This is a genomic window from Comamonas sp. CMM03 (assembly GCF_019218715.1).
GTDB classification, from domain to species: Bacteria; Pseudomonadota; Gammaproteobacteria; order Burkholderiales; family Burkholderiaceae_C; genus Comamonas; species Comamonas terrigena.
Window position 1 is genome coordinate 59,692 of record NZ_JAHUXB010000001.1, and the last position, 18,370, is coordinate 78,061.

15 protein-coding genes and 1 riboswitch are annotated in these 18,370 nt (G+C 67.1%); of the genes, 12 read left to right on the forward strand and 3 right to left on the reverse strand.

Annotated features, from left to right (window positions below):
- The first annotated feature begins 70 nt into the window (after positions 1 to 70).
- Both KW830_RS00270 and KW830_RS00275 read left to right on the forward strand, forming a co-directional pair.
- Positions 71 to 2,614, forward strand: a complete 2,544-nt coding sequence (locus KW830_RS00270; RefSeq protein ID WP_218331509.1) for a DUF349 domain-containing protein — start codon at positions 71 to 73, stop codon at positions 2,612 to 2,614.
- Positions 2,615 to 2,786: 172 nt separating this feature from the next.
- A complete protein-coding gene (locus KW830_RS00275) occupies positions 2,787 to 3,047 on the forward strand; it encodes a hypothetical protein (protein ID WP_066533876.1) in 261 nt (86 codons plus the stop codon).
- Positions 3,048 to 3,217: 170 nt separating this feature from the next.
- On the opposite strand, the gene fnr is transcribed toward KW830_RS00275, so the two are convergent.
- Positions 3,218 to 3,940: a fumarate/nitrate reduction transcriptional regulator Fnr gene (gene fnr / locus KW830_RS00280; protein ID WP_115594691.1), complete on the reverse strand. Its 723-nt coding sequence runs from the start codon at positions 3,938 to 3,940 to the stop codon at positions 3,218 to 3,220.
- Between the two features lie 207 nt (positions 3,941 to 4,147).
- Between fnr and hemN the strand changes: the two genes are divergently transcribed.
- Genes hemN through KW830_RS00300 form a run of 4 tightly spaced genes read left to right on the forward strand, consistent with a single transcriptional unit; the run spans position 4,148 to position 10,201 of the window.
- The gene (gene hemN / locus KW830_RS00285) at positions 4,148 to 5,530 is read left to right on the forward strand and encodes an oxygen-independent coproporphyrinogen III oxidase (protein WP_066533871.1); all 1,383 of its coding nucleotides are present in this window, start codon (positions 4,148 to 4,150) and stop codon (positions 5,528 to 5,530) included.
- Positions 5,531 to 5,533: 3 nt separating this feature from the next.
- Complete coding sequence (locus KW830_RS00290; RefSeq protein ID WP_066533870.1) at positions 5,534 to 6,262, forward strand: sulfite exporter TauE/SafE family protein; 729 nt, start codon at positions 5,534 to 5,536, stop codon at positions 6,260 to 6,262.
- A 46-nt stretch (positions 6,263 to 6,308) separates the two neighbouring features.
- Positions 6,309 to 7,751 carry an HD-GYP domain-containing protein gene (locus tag KW830_RS00295; RefSeq protein WP_255578010.1) on the forward strand — a complete coding sequence of 481 codons (1,443 nt, stop codon included), beginning with the start codon at positions 6,309 to 6,311 and terminating at the stop codon, positions 7,749 to 7,751.
- Complete coding sequence (locus KW830_RS00300) at positions 7,748 to 10,201, forward strand: EAL domain-containing protein (protein WP_218331513.1); 2,454 nt, start codon at positions 7,748 to 7,750, stop codon at positions 10,199 to 10,201. Before KW830_RS00295 ends, KW830_RS00300 begins: the two co-directional genes overlap by 4 nt.
- 299 nt (positions 10,202 to 10,500) lie before the next feature.
- On the opposite strand, the gene KW830_RS00305 is transcribed toward KW830_RS00300, so the two are convergent.
- Both KW830_RS00305 and KW830_RS00310 read right to left on the reverse strand, forming a co-directional pair.
- On the reverse strand, positions 10,501 to 10,977 hold the full coding sequence (locus tag KW830_RS00305) for a cell division protein ZapA (protein WP_218331515.1): 477 nt from the start codon (positions 10,975 to 10,977) through the stop codon (positions 10,501 to 10,503).
- Positions 10,974 to 11,189, reverse strand: a complete 216-nt coding sequence (locus KW830_RS00310; protein ID WP_066533865.1) for a hypothetical protein — start codon at positions 11,187 to 11,189, stop codon at positions 10,974 to 10,976. Before KW830_RS00310 ends, KW830_RS00305 begins: the two co-directional genes overlap by 4 nt.
- Positions 11,190 to 11,315: 126 nt before the next feature.
- Positions 11,316 to 11,556, forward strand: a riboswitch (cobalamin riboswitch).
- Positions 11,557 to 11,622: 66 nt separating this feature from the next.
- Here KW830_RS00310 and KW830_RS00315 point away from each other — a divergent pair.
- The 6 genes from KW830_RS00315 to KW830_RS00340 all read left to right on the forward strand — a co-directional run bounded on the left by KW830_RS00315 (position 11,623) and on the right by KW830_RS00340 (position 18,369).
- A complete protein-coding gene (locus tag KW830_RS00315; RefSeq protein WP_083520301.1) occupies positions 11,623 to 13,497 on the forward strand; it encodes a TonB-dependent receptor domain-containing protein in 1,875 nt (624 codons plus the stop codon).
- A gap of 25 nt (positions 13,498 to 13,522) precedes the next feature.
- On the forward strand, positions 13,523 to 14,932 hold the full coding sequence (locus tag KW830_RS00320) for a cobyrinate a,c-diamide synthase (protein ID WP_218331517.1): 1,410 nt from the start codon (positions 13,523 to 13,525) through the stop codon (positions 14,930 to 14,932).
- 11 nt (positions 14,933 to 14,943) lie between these two features.
- The gene (locus KW830_RS00325; RefSeq protein ID WP_218331519.1) at positions 14,944 to 15,537 is read left to right on the forward strand and encodes a bifunctional adenosylcobinamide kinase/adenosylcobinamide-phosphate guanylyltransferase; all 594 of its coding nucleotides are present in this window, start codon (positions 14,944 to 14,946) and stop codon (positions 15,535 to 15,537) included.
- Positions 15,538 to 15,641: 104 nt separating this feature from the next.
- Positions 15,642 to 16,535 carry an ABC transporter substrate-binding protein gene (locus KW830_RS00330; RefSeq protein WP_218332570.1) on the forward strand — a complete coding sequence of 298 codons (894 nt, stop codon included), beginning with the start codon at positions 15,642 to 15,644 and terminating at the stop codon, positions 16,533 to 16,535.
- Positions 16,535 to 17,584 carry an iron ABC transporter permease gene (locus tag KW830_RS00335; protein ID WP_218331521.1) on the forward strand — a complete coding sequence of 350 codons (1,050 nt, stop codon included), beginning with the start codon at positions 16,535 to 16,537 and terminating at the stop codon, positions 17,582 to 17,584. The genes KW830_RS00330 and KW830_RS00335 overlap by 1 nt, the downstream gene beginning before the upstream one ends.
- A complete protein-coding gene (locus KW830_RS00340) occupies positions 17,584 to 18,369 on the forward strand; it encodes an ABC transporter ATP-binding protein (protein ID WP_218331523.1) in 786 nt (261 codons plus the stop codon). Before KW830_RS00335 ends, KW830_RS00340 begins: the two co-directional genes overlap by 1 nt.
- Position 18,370 lies beyond the last annotated feature (1 nt).

Consider the following 18,370-nt stretch of genomic DNA (forward strand, 5'->3'; position numbering starts at 1 on the left):
CCATGCCCGCCCTATGGCGGGCATGCCCGTTATCCATAACTCATGTACCAACTTTTTTTGAAGCAGAAAAATGTCTGAAGCCCCAGAAGTGAACCCGACCCCGGCCAAAACCCCCGAGGCCCACCCGCTGGATGCAGTGACTGGCGGTGCTTTTTCTGCAGAAACCTCGGGCGACCGTGCAGCCCGCCTGCGTGACTGGCTGGCCACATCGCCCGCCCACGATGTGCTGCAGGAAGTGTTCAAGGAAATGAATGCCCGCGACAAGGGCGCTGCCCGCGTCGTGCGCGAGCGCCTGGACGAGCTGCGCCGCGCCAAGGACCAGGACGCCATCGCCGTGGAATGGGTGGCCAAGGCCCAGGCACTGCTGGCCCAGCCGGCGCTGAATCTGGCCGACGCCGCCGCCTGGCAGCGTGACGCCGCCAAGGCCGGCGCGCCGCTGTCGCGTGAACCGCTGGCCGGTTTCAAGGCCCAGCTGGCCGAGCGCATCAAGGCCGCCGAAGACCTGCAGCACCGTGTGCAGGTGCAAAAGGAAGCGGCCGTGCTGCTGTCCCAGCGCATCGAAGTGCTGTCCACCAAGTCCTGGAAAGACGCTGCCGCCGTGCAGGAAGCGCTGAGCGCCGACGTGGCCCGCTGGCAGGAACAGGCCCAGGCGCTGACCGAAGACGCCGCCTGGCCCAGCCTGGACGCCCGGCTGGCCCAGCAGCTGACCAGCTCGCGCGACCAGCTGCGCGTGGTGTGGGACGCCTTTGTCTCGGCCCTGGCCGTGACCCTGGCGGCTGCCGACAACGCCGAAGCCGCGTTGCCTCCCGTGCCCGTGTGGGCCGATGAAATCCGCGTGGGCCGTGGTCTGCCGGCCGAGCTGGCCGCCGATGCACCGGCCGCCAAGCCGGCCAAGGGCGATGCCCCGGTCAAGGCTGCTGCCGTCGTGCTGCAGGCTGCCCAGGTGCTGCAGCCCCTGGTGGGCACCGAAGAGGACAAGACCGCCGCCATCGCCGGTCTGCGCGCCGCACTGCGCCAGCATGGCCGTGCACTGGATGCCGAAGTGATCCAGCAGATGGACGCGCTGCTGGTGCAGGCTGGCGACGCCCGTGGCTGGAAGCCCCAGGCCGTGGATGCCGAACGGGAAGCCCTGATTGCCAAGGCCAAGGGCCTGGTGGATCGCCCCGAAGGCCAGACCCTGGGTGGCCGCAAGGTCCAGGAAACGCTGCGCCAGCTGCGCGAACAATGGAAGCTGCTGGACCAGGGCGCGGTGCCCAACCACGGTCTGTGGAAGCAGTTCGATGAAGCCTGCAACACCGCCTACAAGCTGGTCGAAGGCTGGCTGGACAAGCTTCGCACCGAATCGGCCCAGCACAAGGCGTCGCGCACCACGCTGATCGAGGAACTGCGTGCCTGGGGGCAGTCCGTCAAGGACTCCAAGGACTGGAAGGGCATGGCCCGCAGCCTGCGCCAATTTTCCGAACGCTGGCGCGAAGGTGGCCATGTGGGCGAGAAGCTGTATGCCGAGCTGCAACAGCAATGGCGCCAGGCCATCAACGAAGCCGAAGCCCCGCTGCAGCAGGCCCAGAAGGACAGCCTGCAGCGCCGCCAGGCCATGATCGAGGAAGCCCAGGCACTGGGCGCAGCCCCGGCCCTGCAGATCGCAGCCATCAAGGCGCTGCAGCAGCGCTGGCAGGCAGAAGCCCAGGAAGTGCCGGTGGACCGCCGCCAGGAACAGAAGCTGTGGGATGCCTTCCGCAAGCCGTTGGACGAGGCTTTCAGCCGCAAGCCGGCCGAGCGCGGTGAGCGCGGCAGCCGTGCCGTCAATCTGGAATCGCTGAGCGCCCACGACCGTGCGGTGCTGGAAGCCTCGCAGCAGCTGGAAGCCGCCAATGCCGAAGGCGATGCGCAGAAGATCCGCGCCGCCCTGACCGCGCTGGAAGAAGCCCTGCGTGCCGCCCCTGCGGCCGAAGCCGCCCAGCCAGCCGCTGCGGCCGCACCGGCTGCGCCGGTGGCGACCGACCGCCCGGTGAAGGCTGTGCGTGGCGACGACCGCCCCGGCATGCGCAAGGAAGCCCCGGCCGCGGCGGCTGGTGGCCGCAAGCCCGGCCCCCGCCAGGACCGTGGTGACCGCGGCGATCGCGGTGACCGTTTCGAGCGCCCGGCCCGTGGCCCACGCCTGGGGGATGCGGCTTTCCGCGCCCAGCGTGAAGCCCAGGAACACGCCCAGTCTGCGCTGCGCAAGCTGACGGCACAGGCCCATGGCGAAGCCCTGACCCAGCTGATGGAGGCCTGGTCCAAGCGCGACGCGGCCCTGGTGCCGCCCGCGCAGGAACTGGGCAAGCTGAGCAATGCTTCCCGCAACAGCTGGCATGCCGCCGTGGGCGCTGCCGCCAAGGGCGAAGCAGCCGAGTCGCTGCTGCGCCTGGAAATGGCTGCCGACGTGCCTACACCGGCCGACCAGCTGTCTGCACGCCGTGCACTGCAGTTGCAGCTGCTGACCAACCGCAAGGCCACGGACCCCCGCACCACCTGGGAGCAGGATGTGGCGGCGGTGCTGGCTGCGGAGCGCAGCGACAGCGCGGCCCAGCGCCTGCAAAGCGCACTCAAGGCCTTGCTGCGCGGCAGCAAGTAAACCGGGCGCCAGCGCAGGGCCTGCGGTCCCTGCGCTGCAGCCGCAGCAAGCCAGCCTACCGGCTGGCTTTTTTTATGCCTTTTTCAGGGTTTGTGGGGACGCTGCAGGCGGTGACGCGGCAGACAGAGGCTCGCACAATGGGGCATCTGCCTGCCACAACAAGGAGAGACCCATGCTGTTGCGTCGCTGGATGTGGATTGCCTGGCCCGCCTTTCTGGCCGCCGGGGTGATGGAGATGCTGGTGTTTGCCGTGGTCGACCCGCTGGAAATGCAGTGGCTGTCGGCCTATGGCGAGGTGTCGCGCCTGGGCGTGTGCACGGTGGCCTTCTTCCTGTTCTGGGCCATCATCATGATGGCATCGGCCATGACCAGCCTGCTGGCGCTGTCCCCGCAGGAGCTCAATGCCCGGGAGCGCCGCGTCCCGTCGCTATAAGCGGGCTCTGTGAAGTGGGGGGAGGGGGAGTCCTCCTCCTGGGCTGTGCGGGCAGTCCCGCGCAATGCCGAAATACAGGAATGCCGTGGTGCGGCAAGGCCCGGGCGCCATGAAAAAAGCCTCCGGAGGGAGGCTGGGGTGCTGGATCCGCGCCGCGGTGGCGGGCGCGCTTATTCGCAGGCGTGCTGGCTGTTGACGATGCGCTTGAGGCCTTCGGTGTCCAGGATGCGCACATGGCGCTGCTTCACTTCGACCAGGCCTTCCTCGACAAACTTCGAGAAGGTGCGGCTGACCGTTTCCAGCTTCAGGCCGAGGTAGCTGCCGATCTCTTCGCGCGTCATGCGCAGCACCAGCTCGGAAGACGAGAAGCCCCGGGTGTGCAGGCGCTGCACCAGGTTCAGCACAAAGGCGGCCAGGCGCTCTTCGGCACGCATGCTGCCCAGCAGCAGCATCACGCCGTGTTCGCGCACGATCTCGCGGCTCATCACCTTGTGCACATGCGACTGCAGGGCCGTCACTTCGCGCGACAGCTCTTCCAGGCGGTCGAACGGCATGACGCAGACTTCGGCGTCTTCCAGGGCCACGGCATCGCAGGTGTGGTGGTCGTGCACGATCCCGTCCAGGCCAATGATCTCGCCCGCCATCTGAAAACCTGTCACCTGGTCGCGGCCATCTTCCGTGGCCACGCAGGTCTTGAAGAACCCGGTGCGGATGGCATAGAGCGCCGTGAAGTCTTCGCCATTACGGAACAAGGTGCTGCCCCGTTTGATTTTGCGACGCGTGGCCACAATATCGTCAATACGGTGCAACTGCTGCTCATTCAAGCCTGTGGGCATGCACAGTTCGCGCAGATTGCAGTTGGAGCAGGTGACTTTGATAGGGGGTGGTGTCATGGCACTGACGCCTTGGGCTCCCGCTGAACGGGCCATTGGACGTAACGCAGAAAGGTTATCGGGCTGGGAGGCGAGAGAGGGGGTGCTCAGTTGTGCGAATGATATGAATCAATTGTCTCAGGAATGGTATTTGAATGTCTTGATTTGCATCAAGGCTGATTTTCCCGGGGTGCGGCACAGTGCTGGGCAGCACCTAAGGAATATTCAATGACAGCAGTAACGCCGGAGCTTTTGCGTCGGTACGACGTGCCTGGGCCCCGTTATACCTCTTATCCCACCGCAGATCGCTTTATTGAAGCATTTGGTCAGGATGATTATGTGTTGGCGCTGGAACAGCGCAAGCACCATTCTGCGGCCAAGGCGCTTCCCATGTCACTGTATGTGCATGTGCCTTTCTGTGAGGCCCTGTGCTACTACTGCGCGTGCAACAAGATCATCACCAAGCACCATGAACGCGCGCAGACCTATCTGCAGTACCTGGAAAAAGAGGTGGCTCTGCAGGTAGCGCATTGTGGCAAGGGACAGGCGGTCAGCCAGCTGCACCTGGGCGGCGGTTCTCCCACCTTTCTGTCCGATGCCGAGCTGACCCAGCTGATGGACACGCTGCGCGCCAACTTCAGTTTTGAAGCGGTGGGCGAATATTCCATCGAAGTCGATCCCCGCACCGTCACCCGCGAACGTCTGGCCCACCTGGCGCAGCTGGGCTTCAACCGCCTGAGCTTCGGGGTGCAGGATTTCGACCCCGATGTGCAAAAGGCGGTGCACCGCGAGCAGCCGGCCGAGCAGGTCTTCGATCTGGTGCAGGCGGCGCGCGAGCTGGGTTTCCATTCGGTCAACGTGGACCTGATCTATGGCCTGCCCAAGCAGACCGCGGCATCGTTCCAGCGCACCCTGGAGCAGGTGTGCCAGCTGCGGCCGGACCGGATTGCGCTGTATGCCTACGCGCATCTGCCGGAGCGCTTCAAGCCGCAGCGCCGCATTGCGCAGGAAGACCTGCCGGAGGCTTCGGACAAGCTGTCCATGCTCTCGGGCTCCATCGATGCCTTCATGCAGGCCGGCTATGTCTATGTGGGCATGGACCACTTCGCACTGCCGGAAGATGCGCTGGCCATTGCCAAGCGGCAAGGACGGCTGCACCGCAACTTCCAGGGCTACAGCACGCAGCCGGACTGCGACCTGATTGCCCTGGGGGTGTCTGCCATCGGCCGCGTGGGCGCCACCTACAGCCAGAACGCCAAGACCCTGGAAGAGTATTACGACTTCCTCGACCAGGGCCGGCTGCCCGTGGTGCGGGGTTTGGCGCTGGGGCGCGACGACCTGGTGCGGCGCGCCGTCATCATGTCGCTGATGTGCCAGGGCGAAGTGCTGTTCGAGCCCATGAGCCAGTCCTGGCTGCTGGACTTCCAGCGCTACTTCGCGGCCGAGCTGGAAATGCTGGCCCAGCAGCAGGAGCAGGGCCTGGTGGTGATCGACGACGACGGCATCAAGGTCACGCCCATGGGCTGGTTCTTTGTGCGCGGCGTGGCCATGACGTTTGACCGGCATTTGCAGGCCGGCAAGAACCGGGCGCGCTTTTCCAGGATCATCTAGCCCATGTGGCTGTCGTTGCTTGGAACCGCTTTCTTCATGGGGCTCGTGGGTGGGCCCCATTGTCTTGCGATGTGCGCCGCACCCTGTGCGGCCATCGTCTCGCCGCTGCGCAGCGGGGGGCGGGTGGTGTCCATCCAGCCTGAAGGGGCTTCGGCGCAGCCGCCGGAGGCGGCCAATGCCGGGCGCTGGCTGGGCTTCCATGTCGGCCGCCTGATGGGCTATGCCGCCCTGGGCGGCGTGGCGGCCTATGCCATGGAGACGGTGGCCTGGTTCTCCGACCGCACCTCCGCCCTGCATCCGCTGTGGGTGCTGCTGCACCTGGCCGCATTGGCATGGGGCCTGATGCTGCTGCTGCAGGCCCGTCAGCCGCAATGGGTGGAGTCCGGCGGGCGCAAGCTCTGGAGCAAGGTGCAGCACGGTGTGCGCGGGCCGGGGGGAACCTGGGTGGCTGGCAGCCTGTGGGCTTTTCTGCCGTGTGGTCTGCTGTACTCCGCCGTCATGGTGGCGGCCCTGGCCGGTGGCGTGTGGCAGGGCGCTGCATCCATGGTGGCGTTCGGCGTGGGCGGGGGCCTGTGGTTGGCCCTGGGCCCGTGGCTGTGGCAGCGCATCAGCCGCCTGCAGCAGTGGCGCGAAGCCTGGGGGCTGCGCACCGCCGGCGCCTTGCTGGCAGGTGTCTCGCTGTGGGCCCTGTGGATGGACATGGTGCACGTGCCGTCACAGTGGTGCCGCTAGGGCTGACATGGAGCGGTAACGCGGCACAATACGCTGTAGCTTTTTAATGCACAGCGGCGCCGCTTGCGCAACCCCTTTATGTAAGTACTTATTTGTCGCATGCAGTCGTCATAATGGGCGGTTTGGATCGACTGGCTTGCTGGCGTGCTGCAGCCCAAACAACGTGACGCACTCCCTTTTAATTGACGTTCGGGACATCTGCATAGGTATGTATGTCCAATTGGACATTGGCTGGTTGCGCCATCCATTTCCAGTGAGCAGCTTTCGAGTGAACAGCCAGGAACAGATTGACGTGCTGCAATCGCTGGGTTTGGACGAGATTCGTTGCATTCCTGCAAAATCTGATCCCAGTGTTTTGACTTTTTTACCTCCTCTTACAAATGAAGAGGGGGAGGCGCCCGCAGCTGATGGCACGCAGCCACAGCCGGCACGGCCCGCCACCATCGGCTCGTCGGGGCTGCACATTCCGACGCTGGCGGCACGCGATGTGCCGGCCATGGCGTCGAGCGAAGTGGCCGCACTCAAGACCTGCGACCAGCGCTTTTCTGCCGCCACCCACAGCTACCGCGAAGTCGTGTCCCGGCTGGTCAACGACCCGCAGGACGCGATGCGCGCCAGCTCCAGCCTGGTGGCCGGGTATATCGCGGAGCTGCTGGATGCCTCGCAGACGGCCATCCGGCTGTTGTCCGAGAGCGTGGGCGAACAGCAGGGCGCTCACCCCATCAATGTCACTGTGCTCTCGCTGCTGCTGGGCAAGTCCCACGGGCTCAATTCGGCGCGGTTGATGGACCTGGGTCTGGCGGCCTTGCTGCACGATGTGGGCAAAAGAGACATCGATCCCCGCTGCACCGAATTGCTGCCCAGCTTCACGCCGGAGCAGAAAGCCGCGTACGAAGACCATGTGGGTGCTTCCGTGGCCTATGGCCAGCGCATGGGCCTGTCGCCCGCCGCCCTGACGGCGATTGCACAGCACCACGAGGCGACGGACGGCACGGGCTTTCCGCTGCACCTGGTGGAAGAAGACCTGTCCATCGAAGGCCAGATCCTGGCGCTGACCAACTGCTACGACAAGCTGTGCAATCCGCTGGCGCATGCGGTGGCCCTGACCCCGCACGAAGCGCTGTCGGACCTGTTCGGGCGCCGCCGCGGCGGCTTCACGCGCGAGCTGGTCGAACTCTTTGTGCGCGTGATGGGGGTCTACCCTCCGGGCTCGGTGGTGCAGCTGAGCGATGAACGGTATGGCCTGGTGGCCTCCGTGCGCAGCGACCAGCCGCTGAAACCAGCTGTGCTGCTCTACAACCCGGATGTAGACCGGGCCAAGGCCGAGCCCGTGGAGCTGTCGGAGCTGCGCGGCGTGGTCATCAAGCGCAGCCTGCGCCCTGCGCAGCTGCCGCGCGAGGTGCTGGACTATCTGTCGCCGCGCCAGCGCGTCTGCTACTTCTTCGAGCGTGCCGTGCCGCTGATGTCTGCTGTGGGAGGGGAGGCATGAGCCAGTCCACCCATTTGCAGGCATGGTGCCAGGCGTTTGAGTGGATGACCGAGGCGGTGTGGCTGGTGGATCCCCACAGCCTGACCGTGGCGTATTCCAATTCGGCGGCGCAGCGTCTGGTGGGCCTGACGGGCTCGCGCCTGCAAGGCTTCCACGTGCGCGATCTGGCGGCGGCGCCGCAGGACCTGTACCGCTGGAACGATGTCGCGGAAGTCAGCTGGGGGCAGGTGACCCACACCCAGGTGCTGCATGCCAGCGGCCGGGCCATCCCGGTGGAGCAGCGCATCCGTGAAGTCGAAGACCCCGAGGGCGGGAACTGGCTGCTGTGGACCTTGCTGGACCGCAGCGAGCAGGAGCACAACGAGCGCGAGCTGGAGAGCCTGCTGGCCGAGCTGCGCGCCACCCTGGACTCGGCCGCCGATGGTGTGCTGGTGTGTTCGGCCGATGGCGCCATCCGCGCCTTCAACCAGAAGCTGGCCGATATCTGGGTCATGCCGGCTGCGCTGCTGCTGCAGCGCAATGATGCGGCCATCATGGCCTGGATGCGGGACCAGGTGCTGTCGCCTGCACAGTACGACCAGCAGCTGCAGGCACTGGGCCAGGACCCCCTGGTGCACACGGCCGATATCCTGAATCTGGCGGACCGGCGCGTGGTGGAACGCCGCTCGGTCCCGCTGCTGCGCCACGGCATGGCCGTGGGGCGTATTTTTTCGTTCCGCGACATCTCCAGGGAGATGGAAGTCCAAAGCGGCCTGCGGGTGGCCGCGCAGGTGTTCGAGAGCAGCCTGGACGCCATCTTCATTGCCGATGCGCAGGGTGCCGTCCTCCAGACCAATCCGGCCTGCGACGGTATGCTGGGTGCGGCCCTGTCCCCCGGTGCGCAGGCCAGCGCGCTGTTTGCGCAGACCGAGCCGGAATGGCTGGACGCGGTGGCGCAGGCGTGGAAAGAGGTCGGCCACTGGGAAGGCAACCGCCAACTGCAGCGCGTGGACGGCAGCCATTGCGCCGTGCGCCTGTCCTGGGTGGTCTCGCGCGATGAGCGCGGGCAGGTGCAGCAAAGCGTGGGCTTCATCCGGGACCTGACCCAGCAGCAGGCGGCGCAGCAGAAGATCGAACAGCTGGCCTTCAGCGATGCGCTGACCGGCCTGCCCAACCGCCTGATGCTGGGCCAACATGTGGAGCAGGCCATCACCCAGGATACGCAGGCCGAGTTCGCCATCCTGTTTCTGGATCTGGACCGCTTCAAGATCATCAACGACTCCCTGGGCCACCAGTTCGGCGACCGGGTGCTGCAGTTGGTGGCGCAGCGCCTGCAGTCCTGTCTGCGGCCGCTGGATGTGCTGTGCCGTCTGGGCGGAGACGAATTCGTTCTCTACCTGCACGCGTGCCAGAAGCAGCATTCCGAGCGGATTGCCCGGCGCATCCAGGATGCGATGCGCGAGCCGTTCGTGCTGGACGGCCTGGGCTTTTCGGTGCAATGCAGCATCGGCATGGCCCAGTACCCCGAGCACGGCCGCACGCTCAACGAGCTGATCAAGCAGGCCGACACCGCCATGTACCGGGTCAAGGCCAGCGGCAAGGGCAGCTTCGGCTTTTACGAGCCGGCCATGTCCAACGGGCTGCTGGGCCGGGTGCAGATGGAGCATGCGCTGCGGCAGGCGTTGGACCGCGACGCCTTGCGCGTGGTCTACCAGCCCCAGGTCGAAATGCACACCGGCAGCATTGTCGGCTGCGAGGCGCTGCTGCGCTGGACGGATGCACGCCTGGGCGTGGTCTCGCCCGGGGTGTTCATTCCGCTGGCCGAGGAGTCCGGCTACATCGTCAAGCTCGGCGCCTGGGTGCTGGAGCAGGCGGTCAAGGAAGCCATGCGCTGGGTCAAGCAGGGCCTGGGCGTGAAGGTGTCGGTCAACGTCTCGTCGCTGGAGCTGCACCAACCCGACTATGCGGCGCGCGTGGCCTCGCTGCTCAGTGCCTATGGCCTGCCGGCATGCTGGCTGGAGCTGGAGCTCACCGAGTCGGCCCTGCTGCAGAAGGAGCCGGTCATCGTGCACTGCATCGAACAGCTGGCGGACCTGGGTGTGCAGCTGGTGATCGACGACTTCGGTACCGGCTATTCCAACCTGGCCTACCTCAAGCGCATGCCGATTTCCAAGCTCAAGGTCGACCAGTCCTTTGTGCGCGGTCTGCCACAGGACATGAGCGACAAGGCCATTGTGGAGGCGGTCATCGGCCTGGGGCGCGCGCTCGATGTGGAGATCGTCGCCGAGGGCGTGGAGACCGCCGCGCAGCGTGAAACGCTGATGCGCATGGGTTGCGGCTTCTACCAGGGGTTTCTGTGTGCCCCGGGGGTCGAGGCGGCTACCTTCCAGGCCATGCTGCGCGCCCAGGCGGCAGGCCTGGAAGCAGGAAGTCTGGGGGGCGGAGTGCCGGGAGAAGACCGGCCGATGTAGCGGCCTTGGCCGCCGGGATGAGGGTGGGGGTGTCTGCAAAAACCACCGCGCCGTCATCCTGAACCGGGGGTTCAGGTGGGCGAGGGCAACCAGACGTTGGGTTCGTCTAACGCGAGACGATCACGCTTGCCTGGCAATGTACCAAGCCCGTGCTCAGGGAGCATTGGTTCAAGGCAATATAAAGCACGGCAGATTTGCAGACGCCTTCATTTTAGCGCGTGACCGGCGGCTTGTGGTGGACCGGATGGAGAAAAGGGGGATTTGCGCGGCAGCACCGTTTCGGCGTTGCCGCAAGGCCTCTACAGCAGCTTGCTGTCGACTTCCAGCGCGGCTTCCAGGCGTTCGATCAGCGCCTGCGCCTGCTGCAATTCGTGCTCGCGCAGTGCCAGCAGCTCTTGCAACTGCGCGGCCAATGCCTGGGCTTCTTCCTGTGCCTGCAGTGCTTGCTGCAGGGTGTCGTCCCGTGGGGTGTCTTCCAGCGGGGCTGCGGGCAGTGCGTCGGCCGCAAGGGCGGCAGGTGCCAGGCCGTTTTCCAGCGTCAGCTCCAGCTCCTGCTCGAGTTCCTGCACGCGGGTGTACAGCGATGCACTCTCGAACGCCAGATTCACGGCGGCCAGCACCCCCACGCGTTCGCGGGCGCGCACCTTGCCGGTGTTGCGGATACGTTCCATGTCCGCATCCACCCGCTGCACGGCGGCCAGCAGCATGTCTTCCTGGCCCTCGGGGCAGGTCAACACATAGTCTTGCTGGAGGATGCGCGCTTCGATCTGGCTCATGGTGCCTCTTGGTTGGCGGGCAGGCGCTCAATCAGTGCGTCCACCCGTGCACGGGCCGCCTGCAGGCGCGAGCGCAGGGAATCGCGCTCCTGTGTGAGCGCGGCCACCTGCTCGGCCAGCAGGGCATTGGTGCGCTGAAGCTCGGCGTGGCGCAGCAGCAGGCGATCAACACGCTCTGCCAGCGGCTCGATCATGGAAGGCTGCGAGGTCATAGACATAGAGGGTAGCAATTGTAGGCGTGCCTAAATGTAAGCAGGTGAAATAAGGCCGAATCAGCCTGCATATGACGTTGGAAAACACCGGTGCACAGCAGTTTTTCTACGAACGGCAGGACTGAAACTAAAATCGCTGCTGTTGGTGCTCGCAGCGCGGTTCACGCGCAGCAGTTCAACGGGAAGCAGGACGGCCTCGTTTTTTCAGAACCCGCCCAGCCTGCGCTGCCCCCGCAACGGTGAGTCCCTGGTGCATGCCATGCACCCCCGCCATCTGATACCGCCACTGGATGCCTTGAACAAGCGTCTGGGAAGGCGATGGTGTGGAGGACCAGCCCGGATACCGGCCAACACTGGTGTGCCCGCTCGAGCGGGCATGGTTTTGCCCATCACTGGCGGGGAGGCTGGTACGGGCGACTAGGTGTTTTTTCTCATGTTCTCGAATGTTTTGAAGGCCGGTGCCGTGGCGCCCGCCTTGCCGTGGTCTGCCGTGTCGGCGGCCGTGTTGTGCGCTGTGGCGGCAGCCGCCCAGGCCCAGGAGAGCCCCTCTGCACGCGCCACGCTGGAGGAGACCGTGGTGGCCGCCACGCGCAGCGAGCAGCGCCTGTCGGATGTGATTGCGGACATGACGGTCATCGACCGCGACCAGCTGGACCAGCAGGCCGGCCGGTCGCTGGAAGACGTGATGGCCAAGCTGCCCGGCGTGCAGATCACCCGCAACGGCGGCCCCGGCACCGAAACCGGTCTCTACCTGCGCGGCGCCAGCAAGCAGCACACGGCGGTCTATATCGACGGCATCCGTGTCGATGTCCAGAACGGCTCCGGTGGAGCGCAGTGGGAATCCCTGCCGGTGGACCTGATCGAGCGCATCGAAGTGCTGCGCGGCCCGGCGGGCGCGGTCTATGGCTCGGACGCGCTGGCGGGCGTGGTGCAGGTGTTCACCAAGCGTGGAACCGCCGGCGTGCAGCCCTTTGTGGGCGTGGGGGCCGGCGAGTACGGCAGCCGCAAGGCCGAGGCCGGCATCAGCGGCGCCCAGGGTATGGTGGATTACGCGCTGGGCCTGTCCTATGCCGAAAGCCATGGCTTCGATTCCAAGAACCGCGGCGTGCACAACGAAGACCGTGACGGCTACACGCGCAAATCGGCCAACGCCCGCGTGGGGCTGCAGCTGAATGCCGACCAGCGTCTGGAACTGACGGCCCTGACCAGCCGCACCAATGCCGGGTATGACGCCAGCAAGTCGGTCAAGGACGACCGCGGCCTGCGCGCGCTGGATGCCTATGGCCTGAGCTGGACCGCCCAGTGGACGGAGCGCTTTCGCACGCGCCTGTCCGTCAGCGAATCCACCAACCGCTACGAGACCTCGGGCACCAGCACCTACGAAGCCGAAACCCGGCTGCGTACCATGCTGCTGCAGAACGAGTGGCTGCTGGGCCCCGGCACCTTGAGCCTGGCGCTGGAGCGGCGCGAAGACACGCTGGAGAACACCGGCCTGAAAAACACCAGCCACAAGGACCGCGACCAGACCGGCGTGGCCATCGGCTACGGCGCCAAATTCGGTGCCCACAGCGTGCAGCTGAATGCCCGCAGCGACGAGGACAGCGACTTCGGCCGCAAGAACACCGGCGGCATCGGCTACGCCTGGGCGTTTGCACCCCAGTGGCGCGCTACCGCCTCCACCTCGACCGGCTTTCGCGTGCCCAGCCTGTATCAGCGCTTTTCTGACTATGGCGATCCGGCACTGGCCCCCGAGGAAAGCCTGAACAAGGAAATCGGTCTGCGCTGGGCCGACCAGGGCAATCACCTGGGAGTGACGCTGTACCGCAACAAGCTGCAGAACCTGGTGTCCTATGAAAAAGGCCTGGGCAGCTGCGGCAAGACGTCCTGCTATGTGAACGTGGAGCGTGCGCAGCTGCAGGGCATCACCCTGACCGGGGCCTACCGCACCGGTCGGCTGAAATGGTATGGCTCCGTGGATTTCCAGAACCCCACGAACGAGGCCACCGGCAAGCTGCTGGAACGCCGCTCGCGCCGGTTTGCCACCCTGGGAGTGGATGCCGCCGTGCACGGGTGGACACTGGGTGGGGAAATGCAGGCGGCCAGCCGCCGCTACAACGCCAAGGACGAGCAGGTCATGAGCCTGGGTGGCTACACCCTGTTCAACCTGTCGGCCTCCACGCAGGTGGCCAGGGACCTGACCCTGACCGCACGCATCGACAACCTGATGGACCGGGCCTATACCTTGGCCCAGGATTACGCCACGCCGGGCCGCACCTTCTGGGTGGGTCTGAAATGGCTGCCCCGCTGACCGCCGGGGCCGCCGGAAAGCATGCATGTTGACTGAAACTTCCGCCCAAGCTGCGCGCCGCTGCGTGGCCGTGTTGGTGGCGGCCCCGGCCTCGGGCCAGGGCAAGACCACCGTGACCGCCGCGCTGGCGCGCTGGCACTCCCGCCAGGGGCGCACGGTGCGCGTGTTCAAGTGTGGCCCGGATTTTCTGGACCCCTACTGGCACCAACTGGCCAGCGGTGCGCCGGTGCACAACCTGGACGGCTGGATGGTGGGCATGGACGAGGTCCGGGCCCGCCTGCATGCCGCAGCCGGCGAGGCCGACGTCATCCTGATCGAAGGGGTGATGGGCCTGTTCGACGGCAGCCCGACCGCAGCGGATCTGGCCCAGCAACTGGGCGTGCCCGTGCTGCTGGTGGTGGATGCGGGCGCGATGGCCGGCTCGTTTGGTGCCCTGGTGCTGGGCATGCGGCAGTACCAACCAGAGGTGCCGTGGGCCGGGGTGCTGGCCAACCGCGTGGCCACCGGCATGCATGCGCAGATGCTGCAAACCAGCCTGCGCGAACCCGATCTGTGGCTGGGCGCGCTGGCGCGCATCGGCCAGGGCAGGGATGCACAGCTGTTGCCAGAGCGTCACCTAGGCCTGGTGGCTGCGCACGAGCTGCCCGATGCCATGGCGCGGCTGAACGCCGCCGCCGACCAGCTGGCCGACACCCCGCTGGGCCAGATGGACTGGGCCGCCTGGCAACGCTGGAGCGTGGAATTCCCCGCCGCAGCTGCCGCCCAGCCGCCGGCCGGACAGCAGGCGCTGCAGCCCTGGCTGCAGGGGCGCACGGTGGCCGTGGCCAGCGATGCGGCCTTCAGCTTCATCTACCCCGCCAACCTGGACTGCCTGCAGGCCATGGGGGCCAATCTGGCATTTTTCTCGCCGCTGGCTGGCGAAGGCCTGCCGCCCTGCGATGCCCTGTGGCTGCCCGGCGGCTATCCGGAACTGCATGCCGGCAAGCTGGCCGCCAACACCGGGCTGCAGGCCGATCTGCGCGCCCACGTGGCCGCAGGCAAGGCTGTGTGGGCCGAATGCGGCGGCATGCTGGCCCTGGGCCAGCAGATCACCGATGCGCAAGGGCAATCCCGGCCGCTGTGGGACATCCTGCCGGGCACGGCACAGATGCAGACCCGGCTGGCCGGGCTGGGCATGCAGCAATGCGTGCTGCAAGGCAGCGTGCTGCGCGGCCACACCTTCCACTACTCGCGCTTTGACTGCAGCGCAGCGGAGGTCGGGCGCACCAGCCGTGCACGCCAGCCGGTGGAGCCCGGCAAGGGCGAGGCGGTCTATCGCCAAGGCAGCGTACACGCCAGCTACTTCCACGCCTGGTTCCCTTCGCACCCGCGTGCGGTGGCCGCCTTGCTGGGGGCCGAGCCGGTGTGCTGGGACGGGCCGGCAGAGCTTTCATAATCCACGCCACCATGAGCGATTCCCTTTCTTCCCCCGTGGCCTGGCAGGAACTCATCCTGGGCGGCCAGAAAAGCGGCAAGACCCGCCGTGCAGAACAGGCTGCGCGTGACTGGCTGGATGCCGCACCCGGGCGCAGCGCCACCTACCTGGCCACCGGCCAGGCCTGGGACGACGAGATGCGCGCCCGCATTGCCCGCCACCAGGTGGACCGGGCCGCGCGCGTGCCGGGCATGCAGACGGTGGAAGCGCCGCTGCAGCTGGCCCAGGCCCTGCAGGCCCACAGCAGCCCCCGGACGCTGGTGGTGGTGGACTGCCTGACCATGTGGCTGACCAACTGGATGATGCCCATGGAGGCTGCCGCGTCCTCCACGTCCGTGGAGCCATCGCCGGACTGGGGCGCACAGCGCAGCCGGTTTCTGCAGGTGCTGGTGCACTGCCCCGGCCCGGTGGTGCTGGTGGGCAACGAGATCGGCCTGGGCGTGATCCCCATGGGGCGCGAGGTGCGCGCCTTTGTCGATGCGCTCGGGGTGTTGAACCAGGACGTGGCCGCTGCCTGCAGCCGCGTGACCCTGATGGCCGCGGGTTTGCCGCTGCAGCTGAAATGACCGGGATGGCTTCTTCCATGGCACTGCCGCGCGTCGCGGCCCAGGGGCTGCGCCGCCGGGCTGCGGCCATCGCCTGCCTGGTCCTGTGGGCGGCGTTGCCGTCCATGCCCGTACAGGCCGCTGCCGTGCCGCCGCCGCTGGCCGAAAGTGCGCGCCTGGCGCCACTGCCCATCACCGATGACCGGGGCAAGACCGTGCAACTGGCCAAGCCGCCGCAGCGCATCGTCAGCCTGCTGCCGTCGCTGACCGAAAGCACCTGCGCCCTGGGCCTGTGCGACCGGCTGGTGGGCGTGGACCGCTACTCGGACTGGCCGGCCTCGGTGCAGAAGTTGCCCGTGGTGGGCGGCGGGCTGGACCCCAGCGTGGAATCCATCGTCGCCCTCAAGCCCGATCTGGTGCTGCTGTCCAACGCCTCCAAGGTGGCGGAGCGTCTGGAGTCGCTGGGCATCAAGGTTGCTGCGCTGGAAGTGAAATCGCAGGCTGGCGTGCACCAGGTGCTGGACAAACTCGGCCGGCTGCTGGGCGTGCCCCAGGCCCAGGGCGCCGACCGGGTCTGGCGCGAACTGCAGACCGGTGTGGCCGACATTGCCCGGCAGATGCCGGACAGCGCCAAGCAGGTGCGTGTGTACTTTGAAGTGAGCCGCGGCCCGTATGCGGCAGGGCCCCAGTCCTTCATCGGTGAAACGCTGACCCAGCTGGGCGTGCGCAATGTGGTGCCGGCCGATCTGGGTCCGTTCCCGCGCCTGAGCCCCGAATTCCTGCTGCGCGCCCAGCCCGATGTGATCATGCTGGGCAACCGCAGCATGCAGGTGGCCACCAGCTACCCCGGCTGGAACAGCCTCAAGGCCGTGCGCGGCAACCAGGTGTGCACATTCAGCGAACAGGAATCCAATGTCATCGTGCGCCCCGGCCCGCGCATGGCCGAAGCCGCGCAGCTGATTGCGCGCTGCCTGATCGACAAGGCGCCCAAAGCGCCGGCCTCGGGGGTGAACCGCTGATGGTGCAGCCCCTGCCATCCTCTTCCTCACATCGGCACGGCCATGCCCCGGGCCAGCGCCGCAGCACCTTGCTGGCCCTGGTGCTGCTGGCGCTGACCGCCGTCCTGCTGATGGGGGGCGCCAGCGTGGGCAGCACCGGCTGGGAAAGCGTGCTGCGCATGCGGGACGACCCGGTGTCGTGGCAGATCGTGGTGGACATCCGCCTGCCGCGTTCCCTGGGGGCATGGCTGGCCGGTGCGTTGCTGGGCCTGGCCGGCGCCGTGGCGCAAGGGCTGTTTCGCAATCCGCTGGCCGATCCCTACCTGCTGGGCAGCGCCTCCGGCGCTTCCTTGGGCAGTGCCGTGGGTCTGGTGCTGATGGGCTCGTCGGTGACCAGCCTGAACCTGCTGTACCGCCTGGGCATGACCGGCATGGCCTTTGTCGGCGCCGCCTGCGCCGTGGCGCTGACCGTGGTGCTGGCGCGCAATGTGCAGAATACGCTGCGCCTGCTGCTGGCCGGCGTGATCGTGGGCGTGGTGCTGGGTGCTGTGCGTGACCTGCTGGAGCTGCGCCATCCCGACATCCTGCAGGCCATGCAGGCCTTCACCCTGGGGACCTCCGCCTTTGTGGGCTGGGAGGGCTGTGTCCTGATGGCCGCGGTGCTGCTGGTGTGCGGCCTGGCCACCTGGGCCTGCGCCCGGGTGCTGGATGGGCTGACCCTGGGCGAGGCCACGGCCGCTAGCCTGGGCCTGCCGCTGGCGCAGCTGCGCTATGGCCTGGTCGCCGTGCTGGCCCTGGCCACCGGTACCTCGGTGGCCCAGACCGGTCTGATTGCCTTTGTGGGCCTGGCGGCCCCGCACCTGGTGCGCAGCCTGGTGCGCGTGGGCCATGGCCGCAGCACCTTGCTGGCGGCTGCCATGGGGGGCGTGCTGCTGCTGGCGGCCGACATCCTGGCGCGCTGGCTGGTGGCGCCGCAGGAGCTGCCCGTGGGCGTGCTCACCGCGGCCCTGGGTGGCAGCTACCTGCTGTGGCGCATGCACCGCAGCACGCGCGCAGGGGGGGCGATGTGATGCCGTCCCATTCGCCGAACCTCGCGCTCAGTGCGCACCGGATCCATGCCAGTGTGCACGCCCAACCCATTCTGCGGGATCTGTCCGTGGACTTCACCCAGGGGCGCTGGACCAGCATCGTCGGCCCCAACGGCGCTGGCAAATCCAGCCTACTGAAGGTGCTCAGCGGCCTGTGGCCCGCGCACAGCCTGCAGGGCCAGGTGGCGCTGCAGGGCCGGCCGCTGCACAGTTGGCCGCGCCGGCAGCGCGCCCAGACCCTGGCCTGGCTGGGCCAGGGCGAGGTGGTCACCGAAGACCTGACTGTGCTGGACGTGGCCCTGCTGGGCCGCCTGCCGCACCAGTCCTGGCTGGCTGCGCCCAACAGCGCGGACCACGCGATCGTGGAGCACTGCCTGCGCCAGACACAGGCCTGGGAGTGGCGCCACCGTCCGGTGGCCGAACTCTCGGGCGGCGAGCGCCAGCGGGTGCTGCTGGCCCGGGCCATGGCCGTGCAGGCCAGCGTGCTGCTGATGGATGAGCCGCTGGCCAATCTGGACCCACCGCACCAGACCGACTGGATGCACGCCGTGCGCGCCCTGGTGGCGCAGGGCACCACGGTGGTCAGCGTGCTGCACGAGCTCTCGTTTGCCTTGCTGGCCGATGAGATGGTGGTGATGGCGGCCGGGCAGGTGGTGCACCACGGTGCCTGCCAGGCCCCCGAGACCCACGCGGCACTGGAAGCCGTGTTCGACCACCGCATCCGCATTTGCCAGGTGGAAGACCTGTGGATGGCACTGCCGCGCTGAT